Here is a 23,519-nt window from a genome sequence, read left to right on the forward strand (position 1 = left end):
TCACCCCCATGGGGCATAGCTGGATCGTCCCCGTTTTAAGTGAACCTCGTTACCCCGGCTGTCAAACCAGACGGTAACCGTCCACCGATCCCGATTTCCTGTTCACCGTTCGCTGTTTCCTCACCGATAACGACAAGCGGATGCCACACGCCAAACGGTTACACATCCATGAATGTCAAAACGTCCGTTTTGGAGGACTTGCGGCAAGCGCAGCCTCAACTGCGATCGCAAACTTACTTCAAATCGTCCCTCATCGCCCTCTCCCACGCCATGGAGGATCAGGTCTTAGCGGGAGACAGTTCCCCGCTGGTGATCGCGACCTTCCAACAGGAACGCTTCTATCGTCTTGAAGCGAATCGATACAGTCGCATCGCCCAAGCCACGAACCAGGTTTACGTCTTGGCTGCCCCTGAAAGTGATTTCAGCAATCATTCCGGCCAGTATGAAACCATCGCCTTCAACCCCGACGAACCCCTAAGCCAAGAATGGAACCTCGTGGTTCTCGGTCGTAACTATGGAACCTGTCTCGTCTGTCAAGAAGGGGACATTCCCGAAGGAGAAAGCCGCTGGCTGGGGCAAACCCAGCTAGAAATCGACACAGCGCGACGATTCGAGGGAATTTGGAGTTTTGACCGTGATGTTAGCTGTTTTGTAGCGGGACAGCTCCTCAAGCGAATTGTCCACTACCGCCCCGAACTCGCCGAGAAAATCGCCCAAGCCCGTCGCGATTACGGCATCAATGACCGTCCTCCTGAACCCCAAGTTCCCATAACTCAGGAGGGTTTAGGGATGAACCCCGGTCCCTTCGCCGAGCGACTGATTACCTACCTACAAGCAGGACAATACAAACTCCTCAAAGCCTATCGCTCCATTGCCGCTCAAGAAGAACAAGAGCGACTGGTGAATTCCATCACCACCGCCATTCGCCAATCCCTAGACCCCCAGGAAATCCTCAAAGTGGCTGTCGGAGAATTAGGCAAGGCCTTAAATGTCTGCCGTTGTCTCGTCTACCGCTGCAAGGAAACCGACGCTACAGCCACCATCGTCCATGAGTATGCGGCTCCTGGTATTCAGTCCTTAGTCGGTGAGACCTGGGCCCTCGTGGATAACCCCTTATTTCAAGAAGCCATTGAACGGCAATCGGGAGTGTTTCTAGAGGACACGGACGACCCCCTCAATACCCGTATGGAGAGCCTTGCCAGGCTACTTCAACAGCCAAATGCCCAAGATTGGCTCAACCAACAGGCTCAACGCTGGAAAATCGGGGCTTGGCTGATGATGCCGATTCTCTACCGGGGTAAACTCCTAGGAATTTTGGAGTTGCACCACTGTCAAGGATGCCCCCATCATTGGTCAGATGATGAGGTGGCTCTCGTCAACACCATCACCATTCAGATGGGGACCGGTTTAATTCAAGCAGAAACTTACGCTTACCTCGAAGACCTCAATCAACAACTCGAAGCCCTAGAACGGACTCGCAGTAACCTGATTGCCATCACCGGCCATGAGTTACGCACCCCCCTCTCGACTATTCAGATTTGCTTAGAAAGTCTAGCCAGCGAGCCAGATATGCCCGCTGAGTTACAGAAAGTCATGCTCAACACTGCCCTCGTCGATGCTGAACGACTGCGGGAACTGGTGCAAGACTTCCTCACCCTCTCTCGCTTTGAAAGTGGCCGGGTGGAGTGGAATTTAGAACCGCTCTCGTTAGACGAATGTATCGATTTGGCCATGAGTGGGGTCAAGGCTCGTTACGGCGGCGAATCACTGCCAGAGTTGATTGTGGATATTCCCCCAGATTTACCCCTCGTTCAGGCCGATGGAGAATGGCTAGTGCAAGTGCTGGGCAAACTCCTTGATAATGCCTGTAAGTTCACCCCCGGCGGCGGCTCAATTACTATCCGGGCTACCCCCATGGGCTATCGCTTGCTGAAAGTGACCGTAGCCGATACCGGACGCGGTATTGAACCGGCACGAGTGGAGGACATTTTCGAGCGGTTTTATCAGGAAGAAGGGGCCCTACGGCGTACCACTGGGGGAACCGGCTTAGGCTTAGCCATCTGTCGTCAAGCGATTCAACGCTGGGGCGGACAAGTTTGGGCGGAATCGGAAGGCAAAGATTGCGGCAGCCGCTTTCATTTCACGATTCCCACGGAAGACGAAGCCACCCCACGGGGGGCCTCATCCACCGCCGTCAAAGGTCTCTCTGCCCCGCCTAAATCCCGGCGATCGCGTTAAACCAGTAGGGGCGAAAAATCCCCTTCACGGTCGGGGCAGACAAAAGGGAGGAATCGCTCTCGGGTTTGTCCTCTGTGTCCTCCGTGACTCCGTGGTTCTCTCTTGCCTCTTGCCTCCCCCCTCCCCCCTCTTCCCTAACAAACTGTTACATTTATTGACGAGATGGCTCACCTTTCCCCGCAGCAGTGATAGGATGCCGATCAAGCTCTTTAATCTCGTTCAATTTAAACTTATGGCAGAAGAACTGACTGGAAAAACTCCGATTTTTGGTGGCAGCACCGGCGGTTTGCTTTCCGCAGCCGAACGTGAAGAAAAGTATGCTATCACCTGGAGCAGCCCCAAACAGCAAGTGTTTGAGATGCCCACCGGTGGCGCAGCTATCATGCACGAAGGTGACAACCTCTTGTACTTGGCCCGTAAGGAACAGTGTCTGGCCCTGGGAACCCAACTGCGGACGAAGTTCAAGCCGAAACTGGAAGATTTTAAAATCTATCGGATTTTCCCCAACGGTGAAATGGAATACCTGCATCCCAAAGATGGTGTGTTCCCCGAGAAAGTGAACGAAGGTCGTCCCATGGTCAACACCATCGATCGCAGTATCGGCAAAAACCCCGAACCCGCCAAACTCAAGTTCAGCGGTAAGCAGCCCTACACGGCCTAAACCGGTTCCGATTGTCTCGGACGTTAAGTTTTGTTCCCAGAGAATGTAGAATGTGTTAGCATCTGCATTCTCTTTCTCTTTGGGCGGTCTTGGCTGTCGGAGTAAGAGCGTCGGTAACGGGATGGGAACTGACCGGGGCAACGATCGCCACCAATACTCTTCAACTCTTCACGCTTGAAACCTGTGATATTTCCTGATTTAGAGCAATTTCGTAAACTGGCAAAAACGGGAAATTTTGTCCCGGTCTATCAGGAGTGGGTGGCGGACTTGGATACCCCCGTGTCGGCCTGGTATAAAGTCTGTGCCGGTCAACCCTATAGCTTTTTGCTGGAGTCAGTCGAAGGGGGAGAACGCATTGGCCGCTATAGTTTTTTGGGCTGCAATCCCCTCTGGGTGCTGGAAACCCATGGTTCGCAAACCCTGCAACATCATCGCGATGGCCGGGTTGATCGCTTTGAGGGCAATCCCTTTGACATTGTCGAGGACTGTCTGAACCCCTATCAGCCGGTGAAGTTGCCGGAACTCCCCTCGGGAATTGGGGGACTGTTTGGCTTTTGGGGCTATGAGTTAATTCATTGGATTGAACCTCGTGTTCCGGTGCATCCGCCTCAGGAGGAGGATTTACCCGATGGGGTTTGGATGCAGGTGGATAACCTGTTGGTGTTCGATCAGGTGAAACGCAAGATTTGGGCGATCGCCTATGCGGATTTACGGGACCCTGAGGTGGATGTAGACGCCGCCTACTCCCAGGCCTGCGATCGCGTCTCGGCTTTGGTGGATAAGTTACAACATCCCCTCAGCAGTGAGGAGACCATGCTGGAATGGACCCCGCCTCATCTGAATGAGGATCAGCCCCTAGCTACACGCAGCAATACGGGCCGGGAGCAGTTCTGTGAGAGTGTCCGTCAGGCGAAAGACTATATTAAAGCGGGGGATATTTTCCAAGTGGTCATCTCCCAGCGGTTATCGGCCGAGTTTAAGGGGGACCCCTTCTCCCTCTATCGCTCAATTCGCCTGATTAACCCCTCCCCCTATATGGCCTATTTCAACTTTAAGTCTTGGCAGGCGATCGGTTCGAGTCCTGAGGTGATGGTCAAAGCCGATCGCCTCGACGACGGAACCCGCCTGGCGACGGTACGGCCCATCGCCGGAACACGTCCGCGAGGGAAGACGGCCCGGGAGGATGCAGAACTGGCGGCGGATTTATTGGCAGACCCCAAGGAAGTGGCGGAACACGTCATGTTGGTGGATTTGGGGCGTAATGATTTGGGCCGCGTCTGTGAACAAGGGAGTGTTACTGTTGATGAGTTGATGGTGGTGGAACGCTACTCCCATGTGATGCACATTGTCAGTAATGTGGTGGGAAAACTGGCTCCCTCGAAATCGGCCTGGGATTTGTTAAAAGCCTGTTTCCCCGCCGGAACCGTCAGCGGTGCGCCTAAAATTCGCGCCATGGAGATTATCGCGGAGTTAGAACCCAGTCGCCGGGGTCCTTATTCTGGAGTCTATGGTTATTATGATTTTGAAGGACAGTTGAATACGGCGATCGCGATTCGCACGGCGATCGTCAATGCCAACGAGTTCGGTGGACATACGGTCTCGGTACAAGCGGGTGCGGGATTAGTCGCCGATTCTGACCCCGAGAAGGAGTATCAAGAGACCTTAAATAAAGCGCGAGGCCTATTAGTTGCCATTCGTGCCCTCATGGGTTAACTAACCCCCATTCCTTGTTCACGCAACCCCCCAAACGATTATGCTCTCATACCCCTGGACCGCCCTGGTCACCGTCGCCGCCCTGATTCTCTATTTTGTCGTGACTCTGAATGTCGGACGAGCCAGATTCAAATATAATGTCTCTCCCCCAGCTATCTCAGGCAATCCCGATTTTGAGCGAGTGTTTCGGGTGCAGCAGAACACGGTAGAACAGATTGTCTTGTTTATTCCGGCCCTGTGGGTGTTTTCCCTGTTTGTGAGTCAAATCTGGGGGGCCGCTTTAGGGGCGGTCTGGGTTATCGGTCGTATTCTCTTTGCTTGGGGCTATTATCAAGCGCCGGAAAAACGGGCCGCCGGGTTTGGGATTAGTTCCTTGGTGACCATCGCCTTGTTACTGGGGTCTTTGATTGGGGTAGGTTTGACTCTCTATCAAACCTTCTAGATGCCAGGGCCGACTCCTCAAGCAACGACGGGCGCATCATGTTAATTCCATGATGCGCCCGTCGCAGTTGGGGATATTTTGGGGATGAAGGTCCCTAATACTTGGCGTGGCCTAACATCCAAGGGCGATCGCAGCGGGAGGGTTGATAGCGAGGTTGATTCGCTTCCCGCTGTCGCGTCACCAATTTGGGTTCTGAATTGCCCGTAAAGCGACCCAGATTGCCCGTATTCAGATTTACCATTGGGGCGGCAAAAATTCGGGCCGAGGGGCCATCACAGTCAGGACAGGCGGGGGCTTGGTCGCGATTGGCGATGGTGCGCCAGGCCTCAAACTCCCCACATTCAGGGCAGCGATATTCGTAGAGGGGCATGGACTTAATGGGGTAGGATATCTTGGTCAAAAATCGCCGTGGGCAGGGCCAGGGTGCAGCAGGCATTGGGAATATCCACAATGCCACTAATGCGACCTTCCACCGGGGCGCAACTGAGGAGGAGATAGGCTTGTTCCCCGGTAAAGCCAAATTTCTTCAGGTATTCAATGGCATTCAAACAAGCCCGGCGATAGGAGACATGGGCATCTAAATAATACTGTTCTCCCGAAAACTCATCTACGGAAATTCCTTCAAAAATGAGATACTCGGAATAGTGAGGTTCCACGGGACCGGGTTTAAAAATGGGGTTAACCATGCTGTACTTCTCAACCCCGCCCTTAATGATATCCACATGGAGATCAATATAGCCCGACATCTCAATGGCACCACAGAAGGAAATTTCCCCATCTCCCTGAGAAAAGTGAATATCCCCCATGGAGAGTTTGGCACCATCCACATAAACCGGGAAGTAAATCCGAGACCCCCGCGAGAGATTTTTGATATCACAGTTTCCTCCATGTTCCCGAGGAGGAACGGTTCGCGCCGCTTCCGCCGCAACCCGGTCAAACTCTGAGGCGGGAAGGGTCCCTAGGATCGCATTTTCGGGGTTGGGAAGGGCAGCCAGGGGCGGAATCTCTGGCTTCCAGGCTGGGCCCCCTTTGTCAACGAGGGCTTTTTCCCGGCGATTCCATTCCGCGAGGAGTTCGTGGGAGGGGGCGCAGCCGATTAAGCCGGGGTGGGTAATTCCGGCGAAACGAACCCCAGGAATATGGCGAGACTGGGTGTAAATTCCCTGTAAATCCCAAATGGCTTTAGCGGCTTCGGGGAAATGGTCGGTTAGAAACCCACCGCCATTGTTGCGGGCAAAGATACCGGTAAAGCCCCATTCATCTCCCGCTAAGGCCCCGATATCTAGGATATCAACGACGAGGATATCTCCCGGTTCTGCGCCGTTGACATGAATCGGACCACTGAGGACATGAACAACGTTTAAATTGACATCGCGAATGTCGCTGGGGTCATCGTTATTTTTAATTTGTCCATCGGTCCAGTCTTTACATTCGATGCGAAAGACATCACCGGGATTGACGGAGACGACGGCAGGAATGTCAGGATGCCAGCGGTTATGACCGGGCAATTCCTGTTCATTCATTGGCTTGGTTAAATCGACTTTAAAGAGAGTTTCGGGCATGATTACCTTGAGTAAGTTAATGGGATTTAACCCGAGTCTTAATCGCGTTATCGTTAAGACTCAAGTTGAAGCAGCCGTTTAGATATGAAATTTCTAGGTGATTTTTTTTGACGTTACTGTCAAGTTAGGTCGAGGTGTTTTTGAGTGTGGAATCAACTTAAACGCTTTGCTACGTGCTTCTTGTTACATTTGATACAAATTGCTGCCTCTTCTGGAAGAGAACTCCATGAGAGAGATATCTGAGAATGAGAATGAGTTTTAGATGCTAGGGTCGAATCCTTGATAAATAAAGTAACCTCAAGGCTCACGTACGTGAGAATGAGTCTAAAGGCGGGGCAAAATGTCAGGAAATAATGACAAAAAAAGGGGCGGCTGGAAGGACAGTGGGGCCGGGTTGGGGGCGATCGCTGGTGATGGGTGTCACCCCTAACCCCTGTCCTGGGTCACACAATATCCTCTGTAGAATCACGGAGATTGACCCGATTCGGTCACGGTAAGAACTGGATCGGCCAGCCATAATAAGAGTATCGAGTTCAGCCAAAGACATCATGATTCCTCAAGTTCAACTGATTCCCGGCGCCATCTCTGCCATCCTCGCCTCCGTCACCGACACCGGAACCCTCACCCTTTCGGATCGCTATGGTCTTCTAGCAGCCACCTTGGATGAGAATCTGGATGAGTGCGATCGCCGTTCTGCAAACCGCCTACTACGCTCTGTCCTCCGAGGACAGGTGAAAGTCGTCAACGACCTGCGGGTTGCCTAGAAGAACCAATGACCTGTCAAGATTCGAGGTAACACACAAGCCAGACTCCACCCGACAACAGCGCATTGCAGGGGCTGTAACTCGACCTTTCATCCTTCTGTATGTTTAAAACCCCCCATCCTCAAGCTGGATGGGGGGTTTGTTGTAGCTGGTTTCAAGGGAAGCGGCTGGGATTAGAGTAAACCGACGAAGTGGAGAGGGCCATAGCCGGTGATTAACTCTGCCATCAAGGCCAAAAAGCCTAACATCGCCAGACGACCATTCCAGGTTTCTGCGGAAGCGGTTAACCCCCATTCCCAACGTTCTTGAGGATAGAACTTGGTCTTCTTGGGGGGGTGCATCACACCATCGAAGCTGAGACTGGGGGCTTTTGTGGCTTCTTCCACTAAATCCGCGAGGTCTTCGATAAACATAGGATGGGTGTTGAGAGCGGGAACACGATGGAAATGTTCAATCCCCGCCTCTTGGGCAATTTCTCGATATTCCATATCGATTTCTTGCAGGGTTTCAATATGTTCTGAGACAAAGCTGATGGGGACGACGACGAGGGTTCCCACGCCCTCCTCGGCCAGATTTTCGATCGCATCCTCGGTGTAGGGTTGCAGCCACTCCACTGGACCGACTCGACTTTGATAGGCGAGGGTGTACTGGTTGGAGCGATTGAGGGTTTGCATAATCCCCTCGGTGCATTTCTCGATTTCCTCTTGGTAGGGGTCTCCGGCTTCCTCAACATAGCTACGGGGAACCCCATGGGCGCTGAAGAAAATATGGGCGTCGTCGGGGTTGGGGAGTCGGTCGAGTTCCCGGGCGATGAGGTCGGCCATGGCGTTAAGATAGCCGGGGCGATCGTACCAGGAGGGAATGACGGTATAATCGAGTTTTTGCAGTTGCTCGTCTTCGTTCCAGAGTTTTTCTAGGAGTCGGAAGCTGGAGCCACTGGTACTAATGGAAAACTGGGGATAGAGGGGCAGAATGACCAGCTTTTCCAGTTGGTCGCGCTTGAGTTGGGCGATCGCCTCCTCGGTAAAGGGATTCCAGTAGCGCATCCCCACATAGACCTGAGTCTCATGGCCGCGCTGCTTTAACGTCGCTTCTAGGGCCCGGGCCTGCTCTTCTGTAATTCGCCGCAGGGGAGATCCACCCCCAATTTGTTGGTAGTTTTCCTGAGATTTCTGAGTTCTCAGGCTTGAAATCATCCATGCGAGAGGCTTCTGCAACCATGAGAAGGGCAGGCGGATAATTTCGGGATCGGAGAATAGGTTGTAGAGGAATGGTCGGACATCTTCGAGCTTGTCCGGACCTCCCAAGTTCAGCAGAAGAACGCCAACGCGACCCATAGCAGCCTGTGTTTCCCAATTTTTTAGATTCTTTACCAATATTAACAGTTGCGGGGGCGATCGACAACCATGGCCAGACTTATTTACCGGGGCGATCGCTCAATTTTGCTGATTAAGTAACAAAATGTTGCTTTTTTTGACGAAATTTGACAATCCCTGAGAACCCTCTTGTCAACGTTCACCAGCTTGGTAGGCATCGCTGAGGAGTCGTCTCTCCCCGGGGCGATCGCCCCAGTCGCTCCTGCCAGAGATCGCCCTGGGAGTCAATCTGCTATGGTAAGCACTCGGGTTTTCGGTTCCAACTCCAGGAAGCCTTCCTGCACAATCTCAGATTAGTATCCTTAAAACTCCCTCGATGACCTCTCCTGAAAAAGCCATCGCTTCTAGTTCTCAAGTACACTCATTAGTCCCTCCCCTCAAATGGGCTGGAGGGAAGCGTTGGTTAGTGGACCGGTTAACGCCCTATTGGGATGAAATACAGCCCCAGCGGTTAGTTGAGCCATTTTGTGGAGGCTTGGCGATCGCCCTCGGCGTATCTCCGCAACAGGCATTGTTGAATGATATCAATCCCCATCTCATTAACTTTTACCACCAGATTCAACAGGGGCTAAGCTGCAATATAAGAATGGAAAATCAGGCGGATTGCTACTATCAAAATCGAACTGAGTTTAATCATCTAATTGAATGCCAACAGGCACAAACTGCTGAAGCCGCACAACTGTTTTACTATTTGAACCGCACCGGATTTAATGGTCTCTGCCGCTTCAACCGTCGCGGGCTGTTTAATGTACCGTTTGGACGATATAAAAAGATAAACTATAAAACAGATTTCCAGGAGTACCAACCCCTATTCCGCCGCTGGACATTTACCCAGGGAGATTTTGCCGCCTTAGCCATTGAGGCGGGGGATTTCATCTATGCCGATCCGCCCTACGACGTGGAATTTCGCCAGTATTCCAGTGGTGGGTTTGACTGGAGTGATCAAGAACGTCTCGCCAAGTGGTTGGGGGAGCAATCGGTGCCGGTCATTGCCTCAAATCAGGCAACAGAGAGGATTTTAGCCTTGTATAAGTATCACGGCTTCAAGGTAGACACTGTGGTGGCCCCCCGTCGGATTAGCTGCAATGGCGATCGTCGTCCCGCCCAAGAAATGTTAGCGTTCAAAGGGTTTTAGGCGGATTGGGAGAGCCAAGCGGGGAAGAGGAGTCCAGATAGGTCCGCCCTAGCTCAATGTCTTGCCATGATGAGTCGGCCGGAACCGATTGCTGCTCTTGCCACTCTGAGTAAAGAGAGAGTAAATTGGGCTAGTTTCCCCACTGTCTCCCGTTCGCCGCTGACTCCCTGAATCCATGTCCCTTGTTTCCGTCATCTGTAGCCAATATCCCCTCAACCTTGCTGATCCAAAAACTCGTTCTAGCGTGGAGTCGGTTCTCAATAGTCACTACAAGAATTTAGAGTTGATCGCTTGGCGTCCCGAGTCTCAAGAGTCTCTGGGGGACTGGGATGATACCCGAGTGCGTTGGCTGACGCCCCAAGACATCCGATTGGGAGCGGCCGCCGCTTTGAATGAGGCCGTTCGCCAGAGTCACGGGGACTTCATCGCTTGGATTGAACCGGGAGATATCTGGAGTCCCGACAAACTCAGCCAACAAGTCGCCGCCTTAGAGTCCGCCATATCTGAGGTGGCGATCGCCTACAGTCCCGTCGCCGGTTCTGGGATTCCCCCCTATTCCCCTCCCCAACTCGACTCATCCTTGCCTGATTATCTACGTCTCCATAACATTTGGGAGACGTTATCGAATCCTCTCGTTCGACGGGAAGCTATCAGCCGCATCGGAGGCTTCGATGAATCAGGACCGCTTCTGGGAGGGTGGGACTTCTGGCTTCGCTTGACTCAACAGACGAGGGCGATCGCCCTTCCCACTCCGTTGGTAACCCTAAAACCGGCAACTCCCCTATCTTGGGAAGAATGGTCTGAGTTTGCAGCCGGTTCACAGAGACTTCTGGAGCGATATCTACGAGAGGACGATCGCCCCGATTTCCAACATAAAGTTCGCCACAACCTGCAAAAATATCAACTGGCCCAAGGCTTACGGGGTTCCATCAGTCCCGAGTTGCGGGCTGCCCTTCAGCTACGATTACATCACCTCTGGGACGAGGATCTCAGTTGTCGCCATCAAGGACAACTGTTTCTGGATACCTATCAACATCTCATCAATCCCGATCGCAACTCCGACGCCAACGCCCTGGGCGATCGCTGGTTGCAACAACTTCAACTGACCCCCAACCCGGTCATTTCCGTCATTATCCCGGCGTTCAATGCTGAGGCGACCCTAGGGGAAACCGTTGAGTCTGTGTTACAGCAAACCTTTAGTGATTTTGAACTGCTGATCATCGACGATGGATCGAGCGATCGCACCCCCGACATTAGCCAATCCTTCCGGGATTATCGCCTCCAATACCAACGATATGAGAATGCCGGTCCCGCCACCAGTCGCAATCGGGGGGCGGCGATCGCCCGGGGGGACTATCTCTCCTTTATTGACGCCGATGACCGCTGGACTCCCGATAAACTGCAACAGCAATGGCAGGCCTTAGAAACTCACCCCGATGCCGCCGTCGCCTATAGTTGGACCAACTATATTGACGAAGCCGGTCACCTAATTAGAACCGGGAGTCATCTTGATGTCACCTCAGACTCCAACGGACAGCCGCAAGCCACCGATGTCTTAGCCTATCTCCTGTTAGGGGACTTCCTGGAAAACGGGTCGAACGTCCTGCTGCGACGGGAAGCCTTTGAACGAGTCGAGGGGTTTGACCCCAGTTTGACCGTTGCCCATGACTGGGATTTATTCCTGCGGTTAGCCGCTCGCTACTTTTTTATCTGCGTTCCCCAGGCTCACATTCAGTATCGTCTCAGTAAAACTTCGATTTCCTCACAGATTGAGCGGCAAGAAACCTACTGTAAACTTGCCTTGGAACGAGCCTATGAGAGCTGTCCAGGTGCATTAAAAAACCTTAAAAATCAAAGTTTTATCAATCTCTACTATTACCTAATTTATAAAGCACTTCAATCCCCAATTGAAGCTGAAAACTGCCGCCTTTCACTCTCATTCATCCAGGAAATCGAAAAACGACAGCTTCGCTATTCTAACCTAAAAATTCCCTACTTCCAAACCTATTACGACCTCTTAAATCGAATTAAACTTATTTGTCAAATCTTCCAAAATCATCCAACTGACCAAGCCACAAAACTCTGTCAGGAGGTTGGATTATCATTGGATGTTAGCGAATTGCTGACCTATACAAAATCCAAGCCTTATCCAGCCATTTCTGTCATTATTCCCGCCTATAACGCTGAATCAACCATTATCGAAACTCTAGAATCTGTCTTTGCCCAAACCTTTACAGATTTTGAAGTTATTGTGATTGATGATGGCTCAACCGATAATACCGTTGCCGTGATCAAAGAGCTGCAAGACGACCGCTTGAAGGTCTTTTGCTATCCCAACGCCGGGCAAGGTGAAAGTCGCAATCGTGGAGCCTGCCATGCAACCGGTGAATTTTTTGCCTTTCTTGACTCTGACGACCTTTGGAGAGCCGATAAACTGGAATCTCAATATCAGGCAATTATCAACTGGACTCCGCCAGTGGACGCAGAAGCCGTCTATCAAACCCGTCAGCCGGCGGTCTCTTATAGTTGGGTGGATTGGGTGGATATCTCCGGTAAATTTATTCAACGAGGCTGTGACTATACCACCAATGGCTATGTCTATCCCCAACTGTTATTAAGTGACTTCATCGCTGGAGGCTCGAATGCCATGATTTGGCGTGGAGCATTCTATCAGTTGCGGGGGTTTAATCCTGACTTTCCCCCGGCTGAAGATCGCGATATGTGGTTACGACTGGCGGAGAGGTTTCATTTTGTTGCCGTTGAGAAACCCCTGTTACGCTATCGCCAGGTTCCTACCTCCCAATCGGCCAATGTCACTCGTATGGAGCGATCGCAGTTGCGAGTCTTAGAGGCGGCCTTTGAGCGGGCCCCAACCTGTCCTCCTTTTGTTGAGCGGCCCGAACTCCTCCGTCCTTACCGGAACCAAACCTATGCCAACTCTTATAAATACTTAACTTTTAAAGCCTTAGATGGGGAGATTGACCCCCAGCAGGGCCACTTAGCCATACAGCTTTTCAAAACTGTGCTGGATAACGAGCCGGAACTCTGGCAGGAGCGTTGGTTTGTGTTTAAACTCTGGCTACGGATTCTGGCCACGGCTTTTTTACCACCAGCTTGGACTCAAAAGCTACTTCAACGTTTCCCAACTTTCCCAACCCTTCATAGCCAGTTGTTAAGCTATACCAAGATGGGAGTCGCCGCTGAAGAGGCGGGGGTCTAGAGCACATCGGGTTGCATTGTCCACTATGAGCCACTATGAGTAGGAGTAAAACCGTTGAGCAACGTGCCGATTTGGGAATCCTTAAAAACACTATTTAAACCGTCACCGCCACCGGATTTAGAGACTGAACTGGAGTCGGCGGCAGTGTATCAGGCGGCCGCTGATCTAGATGCGGCGGCTCAGGCCTATTTGAGAGTTCTCAACCATTATCCCAATCAAGGTTGGTGGTATAACACGGCTCTTTGGACTGTTCTAGAGCAAACGGAGCAGCTGCACAAGGCGATCGCCATTTTAACTCGTTCTCATCAACAGTCTGACTCGGTTCAAGCCAGCATCGCCCTCAATCTAGCCGAAGCGCTCACACGCCAGGGGGAGTATGAGGCGGCCATGACTCATTACCAATCTGTGAGTTATGCCAAATTCTCACAGTCCTATCAGCAACTTGTCGAAACCGCTTGGACAGAAACCCCGTTGTCACCCCAGTTTATTATTATTGGGGCAGCCAAATCAGGCACCAGTGCCCTCTATAGCTATCTAGCCTCCCATCCTAAGGTTTTGCCAGCGGTGGTGAAAGAAATTAACTTTTGGTCTTCTCGCTTTCACTATGGTTTACCCTGGTATCAGGCTCATTTTCCTGCTATCTCCGAGGCGATCGCCTTAGAGCAAGGATTCATGACCGGAGAAGCAAGTCCCAGTTACTTCGCCCACCCCGAGGCTCCTAAACGCCTCAAACAGGCATATCCGAACATTCGTCTTATCGTCAGCTTGCGCAACCCGGTAGACCGAACCATCTCTCACTACTATGATCGGGTTCGCCGTCGTCAGGAAACACGTCCTTTAGACCAGGCAATTCATGAGAGTCTGGATAGTAACTATACCACATCAGAAGAGGAAAAACTTGCCCAAAACTATCTTCAGGAAAGTTGCTATGGTGCTAATTTAAAAGGGTGGTATTCTCAGTTTGCCTCTGAGCAGATCTACGTTGTGAAAAGTGAAGACTTGCTGGCAAACCCTGGGGCAACAAGTCAAGGGGTATTCGAGTATCTTGGCCTACCCAACCATCAGCTTCATCAATATCGCAACTATAATGTTGGTCACTATCCTAACTCTTCTGCGATCGCCCCTGATGCTGAGAGGCAACTCAGGGTAAGACTACAAGAGTATTTTCGCGAGGATCTCGATCAACTTCAGGATATAATCGGACAAGTCTTGACCTGGTAGATCCAGGGCGATCGCCAATTTTATGACCCAGGCCCCTTAATTAAAGTCTTAAAGGAATCATGAGTATTTTGTTAGTATCCACTCTTCAAACTAAACTAGACCGTCTTCAGGCAAAAATAAAACACAAGGGAATTGTGTTAGAACTCGTATTTCGCAAAACTGGAGTTCGCCTAAACCCTCAAAACCCCTGGTCTCATTATCATCTAGCCAAATGTTTTTTAAAGCTAAAACGATGGCAAGATGCCGAGGTGGTTTACCGAAAAACCTTAGAACTCAATCCTGAAATTGCCTTAGCACATCATGAATTGGGAGATATTCTACAAAAGAAGAAGCAGTGGTCAGACGCTGTTGAGTGTTATCAGCAAGCGATTCACCACAATGATCAATTTTCCTGGTCATTTCATAATCTCGGCGATGCCCTCAAGGAACTTGGACAGTGGCATGAGGCGGCAGATGCCTATCGTCAAGCGGCTGAACGGAATCCTGATTTCTTCGCCACCCATAGCCATCTCGCCGATGTGCTGATGCGTCTTCAGGATTGGCAGGGGGCCGTTGCGGCCTATCGCCAGGGGTTACGCTTGAATGGGCAAGATTTTGAGAGTCTCTATAACTTAGCCGCGGCCCTAGAACAGTTGGGCGATCGCCCCGCTGTTGCTGACACCTACCTCAAACTCATTCCCCTCAAACCCGATTTTCCCTGGTACTATTACTCATTTTTCTGGAAAACCCTCCAAGCTGAAAATCGGCTAACAGAAGCTGAAACAGCCTATAAACAGGCTTTAAACTTGGATTCAACGAACATAGAAATTTACATTAACCTCGGCGATACACTGATTCATCAAAAGCGTATTTCCGATTCTTTACCTTACTATGAAAAAGCTCTTGACATTAAGTTGAGCCGTCATTATCCCTCCCTATTGGAAGAACGGACAAACACCCCCTCCTTTCAATGCAAAGCCAACCGTCTAGACTTTATTATTTTAGGGGCCCAGAAGGCTGGAACCAGTTCCTTATACGCCTACATGGCACATCACCCTGATATTGTGCCAGCATTGCGGAAAGAAGTAGAGTTTTGGTCTTGGAAATTCTATCGCGGTCTGGACTGGTATTTTGCTCACTTCCCCCAAATTCCTGAAGGCTCTCATTTACAAACGGGGGAAGCCTGTCCAGGCTATTTAGACTTTTACGAAACCGCCGAACGGTTGCGAGAGGCATTGCCCAACATCAAGTTAATTATTTTACTGCGCAACCCCGTAGATCGAGCGATTTCTCACTATCATCACTGGGTGCGTCGCAACCAAGAATCCTTGGGCTTGGAGGAGGCCATTGAAGCAAAATTCCACGAAATTGAGGAGAAGGGACGGGTTTGGCGGATTCACAGTAATTATATTGCCCGAGGGGTTTATGTGGAATTTATCAAGCATTGGTTCTCTATCTTTCCTCGGGAGCAGTTCCTGATTCTTAAGAGTGAAGACTTTTATGAGAATCCAGGACAGTCCCTAGATAAAGTCTATGAGTTTATCGGGCTACCCACCTATCAACTCAGTAGCTACAAAAAATATAACTCAGGACAGTATTCTCCTGCCGAGGTCTCAGTTCGACAAAAAATTGCTGAGTTTTACAAGCCCTATAATCAGGAGTTAAGTCAACTCTTGGATGCTGATTTCACCTGGGAAAAATAGATAAAGTCATGAATAAACTTGAAGTTGTAATCCATCAATTTTTTTATAGGGCTGCCTTCGTGCTGATTAGGGTTTTAAAAAAAATGAACTCTAACACTATCGTGGAAGAGTTACCCCTAAAATTACTTGACTCTGGTTATCATAACTTGGCATTTGCAGGGTTTATTGCTGCAATCAAACAAGAGCCAACACGAGACTGGATTGGTCAGTTTAAGTTCTGGCAATATCTCGAAAAAAATTACCAGTCTTCTAAATTTATTTGGAATGACATTATCTTAGAAACCTTGAATGACTTAGTCTACAAATACCCGAACAATAGTAACTGCGTTCTCAACTTAGCTGAAGCATTCATGCGGATGGGGCAGCTAAGTTCTGGTAAAATTTGGTATGAAAAAGCTGTTCAAATAAATTTATTGAACCAAAAATCAGATTTTGTGAGTTTATATTGCCAAACGTCAATAGAACTCGAAATTCCTAGACCAACATTTATAATTGTTGGTGTCATGAAGTGTGGAACAACAGCACTTTATCACTACCTGAGTCAACATCCATGCATATTACCAACAGTACGCAAGGAATTAGACTTCTGGTCTTGGAAGTATGCAAGAGGATTAGACTGGTATCTTGCTCATTTTGCAAAACTTCCTAAGTCTGGTCACTATATCACCGGTGAGGCAAGTCCAACCTATTTTCAACATGGCCAAGCACCAAAGCGTTTGTTTAGTGCTTATCCTGATATGAAAATTATTATCCTACTACGATCACCGGTTGACCGCTCTGTGTCTCATTATCATCATTTTCAACGACGGGGACTTGAACATCGAACCTTCCTTGAGGCATTTAATGCTCATTATAATGAGTTTAAAAATGGAAAATATGAACCCGAAAAACTCAATAACTATGTTGTATCTAGTCTTTATGCAATATATCTTGAGAATTGGTTGAATGTATTTCCTCGTCAACAATTGTATATCATGTTTAGTGAGGAGCTATTTCAAAATACTCAAAAAAGTGTCAATAAAGTTTGCGATTTCCTAGGTGTATCATCTTATACTCTGAAAGAGCAAATTAACCCTAATCCTGGACGTTACCCGCCCATCTCCCCCAATTGCCGAGCTGAGCTGGGTCAGCTATTCATACCTTATAACCAACGGCTGACAGAACTTCTGCAACAGCCCCTTTCCCCCGACCAGTTTCTGATATAACTTCCTTGTCCCCGCCATGCGTACCCGCGAACTCCTCAACTTTGAATCCGAACGAGTCCTACACCTGGGACGGGCCATCGCCATTGTCTGGAAGAGTGGTCCCTGGTGGACTGTCGCTCGTAGTAGTATCACCATCGTCAAAAGCTGCATCCCCATCACGCGGCTGTACATCATGAAATTGCTCCTGGATACCATCACCATGGGGTTTGATTCCGATGACCCCCAGGATGCGTTTCGTCGTATTACTCCCCTCGTCATTGCCATGGGCCTGGTGAACCTGGCCTCGGCCTTGTTAACCTCCGTCAGTCGGCTGGTTAACCAATATCAAGAGCAAGTGGTCTCCGATCGCCTCTATGAAATCATCCACGACAAAGCGATCGCCGTCGATTTAGAGCATTACGAAAATCCCGCCTACTACGACATCCTGGAACGGGCCCGCAACCAAGCCAACAGCGTCCCCTTACAATTGCTCAACCGCCTTGAACAAATTGGTGGCAACCTCGTTCAACTGGCTACCATGGGGACGACCCTACTCAGCTTCAACTGGCTCATTGGTGGGGTTTTAGTCATTCCCGTCATTCCTCGGATTCTCGTTCGCCTAGCCTTTGTTCGGGAAATTCACGCTTGGTTACAACGCCGCACCTCCACCCAACGAGAAGCCTCCTACTACAATAGCCTACTGGTCAGCGAGAACTACGCCAAAGAAATTCGGCTTTTTCAACTGGGAGAACTCTTTTCCCGTCGCTTCCGCAAATTACGCTGGCGACTCCGGGAAGAACGGCTACAAATTGCTCTGCGTCGCGCCTCCGCTGACTTTTTTACAACCCTAATCTCAGTGATTGCAACCTGGGGTATCTACGCCTACATTGCCTATCAAACGGTCCAAGGGAACATTACAGTTGGGGACTTAGTTCTCTATAATCAAGCCTTCCGAAAAGCCTATGATGCCCTCTGGCAAGTGCTTCAGGGAGTTGCCGGACTGTATGATGATAACCGCTATCTCTCCTACCTATTTGAATTTCTCAACATCAAACCCAAAATTGTCGATCCAGAATTTCCTAAACCGGTTCCCCGTCCCATGCAGCAAGGGATTTGCTTCAATAATGTTTACTTCAACTACCCCAACAGTCAGCGAGAAGCGATTAAAAACGCCTCCCTCCATCTTGGACCCGGTGAAGTCATTGCCCTAGTGGGAGAAAATGGCTCCGGTAAAACCACTCTCATCAAACTATTATGTCGTCTTTATGAACCGACAGAGGGCAGCGTTGAGATTGACGGAATTGATGTGCGAGATATGAAAGTCCGGGAACTGCGTCAGCAAATTAGCGTCATTTTCCAGGACTATGCTAAATATCACTTAACCGCTCGGGAAAACATCTGGCTTGGAAACCTTGAATGTCCCTCTGATGATGAACGAATTATCAAAGCCGCCCAGCGTTCTGGGGCTGATGAGGTGATTCAAACCCTCCCCTTAGCCTATGACAACTTGTTGGGTAAACGCTTTGAAACGGGAGAAGAACTCAGTATCGGTCAATGGCAAAAAGTCTCCATTGCCCGTGCTTTCTTGCGAGACTCCCAGGTCATTGTCTTAGATGAACCCACCTCCGCCTTAGACCCTAAAGCGGAATACGAAGTTTTCAAAAAGTTCCGAGAACTCCTAGAAGGACAATCAGCGGTTCTCATTACCCACCGCCTCTCAACGGTCAAAATGGCAGACCGCATTTATGTATTAGACAAAGGCCGTATTGTCGAATGTGGCTCCCATGATGAGTTGATTGCCATGCAAGGACTCTATGCCACGTTGTTTGAAACTCAGGCTCGTAACTATCGTTAGCCTCCATGGCATCCACCTCCGCCCTCAATCTATTCCTTTGGCATCTGTCTCATTTGTGAGGACTCAATGGTTCAAATTTCTGTGATTCTCCCGGTTTATAATGGAGCCTCAACGATTACTGACACAATTGATTCCGTCTTAGGGCAAACCTTTCAAGACGTTGAGCTCATTGTTATCGACGACGGTTCAACCGATGACACCGTTTCTGTCCTGGAGACCTGCAACGATGAGCGGCTTCAAATTCATCAGTTCGAGAATGCTGGGCAGGGGGAAAGCCGGAATCGAGGCGCGGCTCTGGCTCAGGGAGAATATCTCTCTTTTATTGATGCTGATGACTTGTGGACTCCTGAGAAACTTGAGTCTCAATGGCAAGCCTTACAAACTCATCCCCAGGCCGCCGTTGCCTATAGTTGGACGGATCATATTGATGAGCATAACCAGTTTTTTCGGTCTGGTCCTCATCTCCCCTTTTCCGGTGATGTTTACAAAAAGCTGATCATCAGTGATTTTGTCGGCAGTGGTTCCAATGTCCTCATTCGGAAGTTCGCCTTTGAGGAGGTGGGCGGATTTGCTCCCCACTTAACCCCCGCCGAAGATTGGGATCTCTGGGTCCGATTAGCGGCAAACTATGAGTTTGTTGTCGTTCCCCAGGTGCAAATTCTCTATCGCACCGTCACCACGTCCTCCTCCTTTAATTTGGCCAAGATGGAAGCCTCTAGTTTGCAAGTCATGGAGCGCATTTTTGCCCAGGCTCCCCCAGACTTGCAGGACTTGGCCCAACGCTGTCGCGGTCATCGCTATAAGTATTTGACCTATAAAGCCCTCGATTTAACTCCGCAACGACAACGAGCTAGGGCCGCATTCCGCTTTTTAGCCTTGGCACTTTGGTATGACCCCAGTCTTTGGCGACGGCGTGTGATTTGGAAGGTTGTTTTACGAGCTACGGTTGCAGTGCTTCTGCCTCAGGCTGGGCTGATGTCCCTTCTTACGCGGCAACGGAAGCTGTTTGATATTGAGGCCCTCCTGTTTCATATCCGCTTTGATTGATGGGTTGGAGGGTTGAGAGACCAAGAAGACTTGACATGACAGAAAATGTCATAACATTGTCATTCCTCTGTGACTTTGGCTGGTTATGCTAGAGCCTAAGACGACGTGAAACGCTTGGGGACACTCTTTTCACTGGTTCGATGTGCTTCCCCGGGTGTGCTTGCTCGGCTCTATCCTAAAGGTTCCTAACTCCCCTCCTGAAATCAGGAGGGGTTTTTTTATGGGGGTTCCCCATGAGTCCATTCTTGGCTGAGGGTTCGCACGTCAAAGTTATCGATTCGGGGATGACAGGTGCTACAACTGTTGAGATCGATGGAACGGGGTAAGTCTACATCGGGATGTAGGGCCTTAAAGGGACGGGAGGAGCGAAAGCGAAAGGGAACGGACTCTGTCGCCGCTGTTTTGGGACGGGAAAAGGTCTGTAGATAGTCCCAGACAATGTGAATTTGCGGGGAGGGTAAGACCTCAATCCGTTGCCCGTAGTGGTTCTCGTCTAAGAGGAGGTCACGCCAGGTTTCTGTGGGGAAAACGGCGGGTGGAACGCCGATATGACAGGAGGCACAGGCTTCGAGATAGAGGGCTTGTCCTGTTTGGTAACGCTCTGGGATGGGGTCAACGGTGCCGATGTGGGGCGCCTGCCAAATATCCTGAGCCTGCTGCGATCGCCCCACGGAGGCTAAGCCCCAGCCTAATCCAATAGACCATAACAGGACCAGCAGCCCCCAGATCAGGGCTGAAGGACGTCGCCGCTGTTGGGTTTTGGCCAAGGAGGAAACCCGTAGCTTGGGCCGAGAGGGATGGCGAGAAGCCGACATCGTAATTGATTCCGATTTATGGGTTGCAGTTATCTCTTGCCATGTCCGCTGGCTTTAGGCGGCGGACAATCGGCAATAGGGCTTGTGTGGAGATGAGAATTATAGCAAAAACTGCTCCTTTTGTCAAGGTTCCAGATTCCCTGAAAAACTTGATGTATGATGCAGTTGAGACAAAGAGCGATCGCTGGCCCTGAGACTGTTTCACGAGCCTATTTGAATGGATATTCTCATTTACGCCTATAACTATCATCCTGAACCGATTGGCATTGCGCCCCTGATGACGGAACTCGCGGAAGGACTGGTAAAACGGGGACATCAAGTGCGGGTGGTGACGGGAATGCCCAACTATCCCCAACGGCAAATCTATGAGGGCTATCGGGGCAAACTCTATGTTACCGAGGAACGCAATGGGGTGAAAATTCAGCGTTGCTTTGTCTGGGTCCGTCCGAAACCGGGACTCATCGATCGCATCCTCCTTGAAACCAGTTTTGTGGGAACCAGTTTTCTCCAAGCCGTCAATGGCCCTCGCCCGGATGTCATCTTACTCACCGTTCCTCCCTTGCCCGCCTCAGTTCCTGCTACGGTCTTTAAATGGTTGCAACGCTGTCCTGTAATCTTAAACTTACAGGATGTGCTGCCGGAAGCTGCCGTTGTAGCCGGACTTTTGACTAACAAATCTTTAATTCGTATTTTTGAATCCTTAGAACGTTTTTCCTATCGCTACGCTAATCAAATTGCAGCTATTTCTGAGGGGTTTGTCGATAACTTAATCAACAAAGGGGTCAGTCCTGATAAAATCACCTTAATTCCGAATTGGGTGGATACAGATTTTATTCGTCCGTTGCCAAAAGAGGATAATTCCTTTCGTCGAGAACAGGGACTTGCCGGGAAATTCGTGGTGCTCTATTCCGGCAACATCGCTCTAACTCAAGGCTTAGAAACCCTCATTCAAGCGGCCGCCTTGTTATTAGATCGTCCTGAAATTGCCATTGTGATTGTTGGAGAAGAACGGGCATTAGGCGCTCTGGGCGATCGCCGCGACGAACTTGGCGCCACTAACGTCAAACTGTTACCCTTTCAACCCCGCGAACGCCTCCCCGAGATGCTGTCGGCGGCCAATGTGGGCATGGTGATGCAGAAAAAAACCGTCATCGCCATCAATATGCCCTCAAAAATTCAGGTCTTACTCGCCAGCGGACTGCCCATTTTAGCCTCTGTTCCTGACCAGGGAACCGCCGCCCGGGCCGTTAAACAAAGTGGCGGCGGTTGGGTCGTCCCCCCAGAAGATCCCGAAGCCATCGCCGAGGCCATTCGCCGACTCCACAGCGATCCCGAACAGGTGGCACAACTCGGCCGACAGGGGCGACAGTATGCTCTCGATAACTACGCCTTCAACGAAGCCCTCGATCGCTATGAAGCCCTCTTCCAACAGATGATCGAGCGTGCTTAACGGATCTCAATCTCCGTTTCATACTCAAAGCCCTGGAAATTGGAGTTGTACTCCAGAATATACTCCCCAGTGGCGGGCAGTTGTCCCGACCAGGTGCTCCGTCCCCGCATCGAGGCCCCATCCGTAATTTCCCGACCATTGGGAGCGCGCACAAACGGCAAAGGACTGTCATTGAGAGCCGTGATGGTCATCATCTGTTGAGCGGCGGCCTCTAAGCGATATTCATGGAAGCCAGCCCCCACAATGCGATCGCTCAGGCGAACCCGGGTCGCATTCGCAGGAAACTCAACCCGTGCCACCATCTCATTACAACTGCTATCCGTTAAATTCTGAGAAATCCAGCCGGACTCCGGATCAGAAATGCGCCACCAGCCGGACTCTTGCCCAATCACTGTCACCCAAACCCGGTCATCTAATTGTCCAACAATATTGCCCTCCGCCACCTCAGGCTGCGATCGCACATTGAGAGGAGCCGTCGGATCGTTCACCCGCGCCATCGTCGTCTCACACCGAAGCACTTCCACCTGAGCCGCTAGAGGCATTTCTGGAGTGGGGGTAGCCGTGGGAGAGGGTTGGGGAGTGGGAGCCGGGGTTGGGGTAGGTGTGGCTGTCCCATTAGAGCCAACAGCCGGGGTTGGAGTAGGTTCTGGGGGTTCAGTCATTGGGGATTCAACCTGAGATTGATCCCCATCCGGGGTCGTCGTCGGCTCCAAACCACAGCCCCCCAGAAGACTCAGGAGGACAAACCCGAGTAATAATGGCATAACCTGTAAAAACTTCATGATGGCGCTAGGTGATGGGGAGTCTGTGGAACTAGCTTTGATTAAAGCGGTTCTAGTATCATTATAAGATGTCCCAAGCTTCTCATAGCTGCCCAGGGACGGCTTAACCTCTGACCTCCAACCCCTAGACCCCTGGTTTTAAATCTGTTAACCCCTATGTCGAGGTTCCCTAAATCTTGATACAATTATCGGCATAGGAATAAAGATTTAAGAACCTCGGGATCATCGCCCAAGACTTTATTTACAATAGGGAGGAGTGTTAACTTTCTAGTCTTCCCATGAATATCTAGGTAGCCCCCTGTCGTTGTGTCATCTGCTCACTCGCTCCTAGCCAGCGTTAAGAAGATTAGCTGCCCAGTTTGCCCCCGTTAC

At 50.4% G+C, this 23,519-nt stretch carries 18 protein-coding genes; 13 read left to right on the top strand and 5 right to left on the bottom strand.

Features of this window, described 5'->3' with window-relative positions; genetic code table 11:
- The first annotated feature begins 168 nt into the window (after positions 1 to 168).
- The 4 genes from NEA10_RS15725 (at position 169) to NEA10_RS15740 (ending at position 5,054) form a co-directional block, all read left to right on the top strand.
- A complete protein-coding gene (locus NEA10_RS15725) occupies positions 169 to 2,238 on the top strand; it encodes a DICT sensory domain-containing protein (RefSeq protein WP_252662261.1) in 2,070 nt (689 codons plus the stop codon).
- A gap of 232 nt (positions 2,239 to 2,470) precedes the next feature.
- Positions 2,471 to 2,899, top strand: coding sequence for a photosystem I reaction center subunit II PsaD (locus tag NEA10_RS15730; RefSeq protein ID WP_252662263.1), 429 nt, complete (start codon positions 2,471 to 2,473; stop codon positions 2,897 to 2,899).
- A gap of 183 nt (positions 2,900 to 3,082) precedes the next feature.
- A complete protein-coding gene (gene trpE / locus NEA10_RS15735; RefSeq protein ID WP_252662265.1) occupies positions 3,083 to 4,612 on the top strand; it encodes an anthranilate synthase component I in 1,530 nt (509 codons plus the stop codon).
- 40 nt (positions 4,613 to 4,652) lie between these two features.
- Complete coding sequence (locus NEA10_RS15740; RefSeq protein ID WP_252662267.1) at positions 4,653 to 5,054, top strand: MAPEG family protein; 402 nt, start codon at positions 4,653 to 4,655, stop codon at positions 5,052 to 5,054.
- A gap of 94 nt (positions 5,055 to 5,148) precedes the next feature.
- On the opposite strand, the gene NEA10_RS15745 is transcribed toward NEA10_RS15740, so the two are convergent.
- On the bottom strand, positions 5,149 to 5,424 hold the full coding sequence (locus tag NEA10_RS15745; protein ID WP_252662268.1) for an FmdB family zinc ribbon protein: 276 nt from the start codon (positions 5,422 to 5,424) through the stop codon (positions 5,149 to 5,151).
- 4 nt (positions 5,425 to 5,428) lie between these two features.
- Entirely contained in the window at positions 5,429 to 6,616 is a 1,188-nt protein-coding gene (gene fmdA / locus NEA10_RS15750) for a formamidase (protein WP_252662270.1), read from the bottom strand.
- Between the two features lie 548 nt (positions 6,617 to 7,164).
- Between fmdA and NEA10_RS15755 the strand changes: the two genes are divergently transcribed.
- Complete coding sequence (locus tag NEA10_RS15755) at positions 7,165 to 7,380, top strand: hypothetical protein (RefSeq protein ID WP_206043994.1); 216 nt, start codon at positions 7,165 to 7,167, stop codon at positions 7,378 to 7,380.
- Between the two features lie 173 nt (positions 7,381 to 7,553).
- On the opposite strand, the gene hemH is transcribed toward NEA10_RS15755, so the two are convergent.
- Positions 7,554 to 8,717, bottom strand: a complete 1,164-nt coding sequence (hemH, locus tag NEA10_RS15760) for a ferrochelatase (protein WP_252662272.1) — start codon at positions 8,715 to 8,717, stop codon at positions 7,554 to 7,556.
- 355 nt (positions 8,718 to 9,072) lie between these two features.
- On the opposite strand from hemH, the gene NEA10_RS15765 reads away from it, so the two are divergent.
- From NEA10_RS15765 to NEA10_RS15795, 7 genes are all read left to right on the top strand, one after another.
- Positions 9,073 to 9,891: a DNA adenine methylase gene (locus NEA10_RS15765; protein WP_252662274.1), complete on the top strand. Its 819-nt coding sequence runs from the start codon at positions 9,073 to 9,075 to the stop codon at positions 9,889 to 9,891.
- A 175-nt stretch (positions 9,892 to 10,066) separates the two neighbouring features.
- Complete coding sequence (locus NEA10_RS15770; RefSeq protein ID WP_252662276.1) at positions 10,067 to 13,111, top strand: glycosyltransferase; 3,045 nt, start codon at positions 10,067 to 10,069, stop codon at positions 13,109 to 13,111.
- Positions 13,112 to 13,174: 63 nt separating this feature from the next.
- Positions 13,175 to 14,332: a tetratricopeptide repeat-containing sulfotransferase family protein gene (locus tag NEA10_RS15775; RefSeq protein WP_252665377.1), complete on the top strand. Its 1,158-nt coding sequence runs from the start codon at positions 13,175 to 13,177 to the stop codon at positions 14,330 to 14,332.
- Between the two features lie 59 nt (positions 14,333 to 14,391).
- Positions 14,392 to 16,014 (top strand): tetratricopeptide repeat protein, encoded by a 1,623-nt coding sequence (locus NEA10_RS15780; protein ID WP_252662278.1) that lies wholly within the window; start codon positions 14,392 to 14,394, stop codon positions 16,012 to 16,014.
- 8 nt (positions 16,015 to 16,022) lie between these two features.
- Positions 16,023 to 17,219, top strand: coding sequence for a sulfotransferase domain-containing protein (locus tag NEA10_RS15785; protein WP_252662280.1), 1,197 nt, complete (start codon positions 16,023 to 16,025; stop codon positions 17,217 to 17,219).
- A gap of 16 nt (positions 17,220 to 17,235) precedes the next feature.
- On the top strand, positions 17,236 to 19,053 hold the full coding sequence (locus NEA10_RS15790; protein ID WP_252662282.1) for an ABC transporter ATP-binding protein: 1,818 nt from the start codon (positions 17,236 to 17,238) through the stop codon (positions 19,051 to 19,053).
- 66 nt (positions 19,054 to 19,119) lie between these two features.
- Positions 19,120 to 20,100: a glycosyltransferase gene (locus NEA10_RS15795; protein ID WP_252662284.1), complete on the top strand. Its 981-nt coding sequence runs from the start codon at positions 19,120 to 19,122 to the stop codon at positions 20,098 to 20,100.
- Positions 20,101 to 20,318: 218 nt separating this feature from the next.
- Here NEA10_RS15795 and NEA10_RS15800 read toward each other — a convergent pair whose 3' ends face one another.
- Entirely contained in the window at positions 20,319 to 20,915 is a 597-nt protein-coding gene (locus NEA10_RS15800) for a diheme cytochrome c (protein WP_252662286.1), read from the bottom strand.
- Positions 20,916 to 21,132: 217 nt separating this feature from the next.
- Here NEA10_RS15800 and NEA10_RS15805 point away from each other — a divergent pair, with 217 nt between their 5' ends.
- Positions 21,133 to 22,365: a glycosyltransferase family 4 protein gene (locus tag NEA10_RS15805; RefSeq protein ID WP_252662288.1), complete on the top strand. Its 1,233-nt coding sequence runs from the start codon at positions 21,133 to 21,135 to the stop codon at positions 22,363 to 22,365.
- Here NEA10_RS15805 and NEA10_RS21020 read toward each other — a convergent pair.
- Positions 22,362 to 23,147 (bottom strand): SH3 domain-containing protein, encoded by a 786-nt coding sequence (locus tag NEA10_RS21020; protein ID WP_309494289.1) that lies wholly within the window; start codon positions 23,145 to 23,147, stop codon positions 22,362 to 22,364. The two genes, NEA10_RS15805 and NEA10_RS21020, sit on opposite strands and share 4 nt — an antisense overlap.
- Positions 23,148 to 23,519: the final 372 nt, after the last annotated feature.

It is taken from the genome of Phormidium yuhuli AB48 (assembly GCF_023983615.1).
Classification (GTDB): Bacteria; Cyanobacteriota; Cyanobacteriia; order Cyanobacteriales; family Geitlerinemataceae; genus Sodalinema; species Sodalinema yuhuli.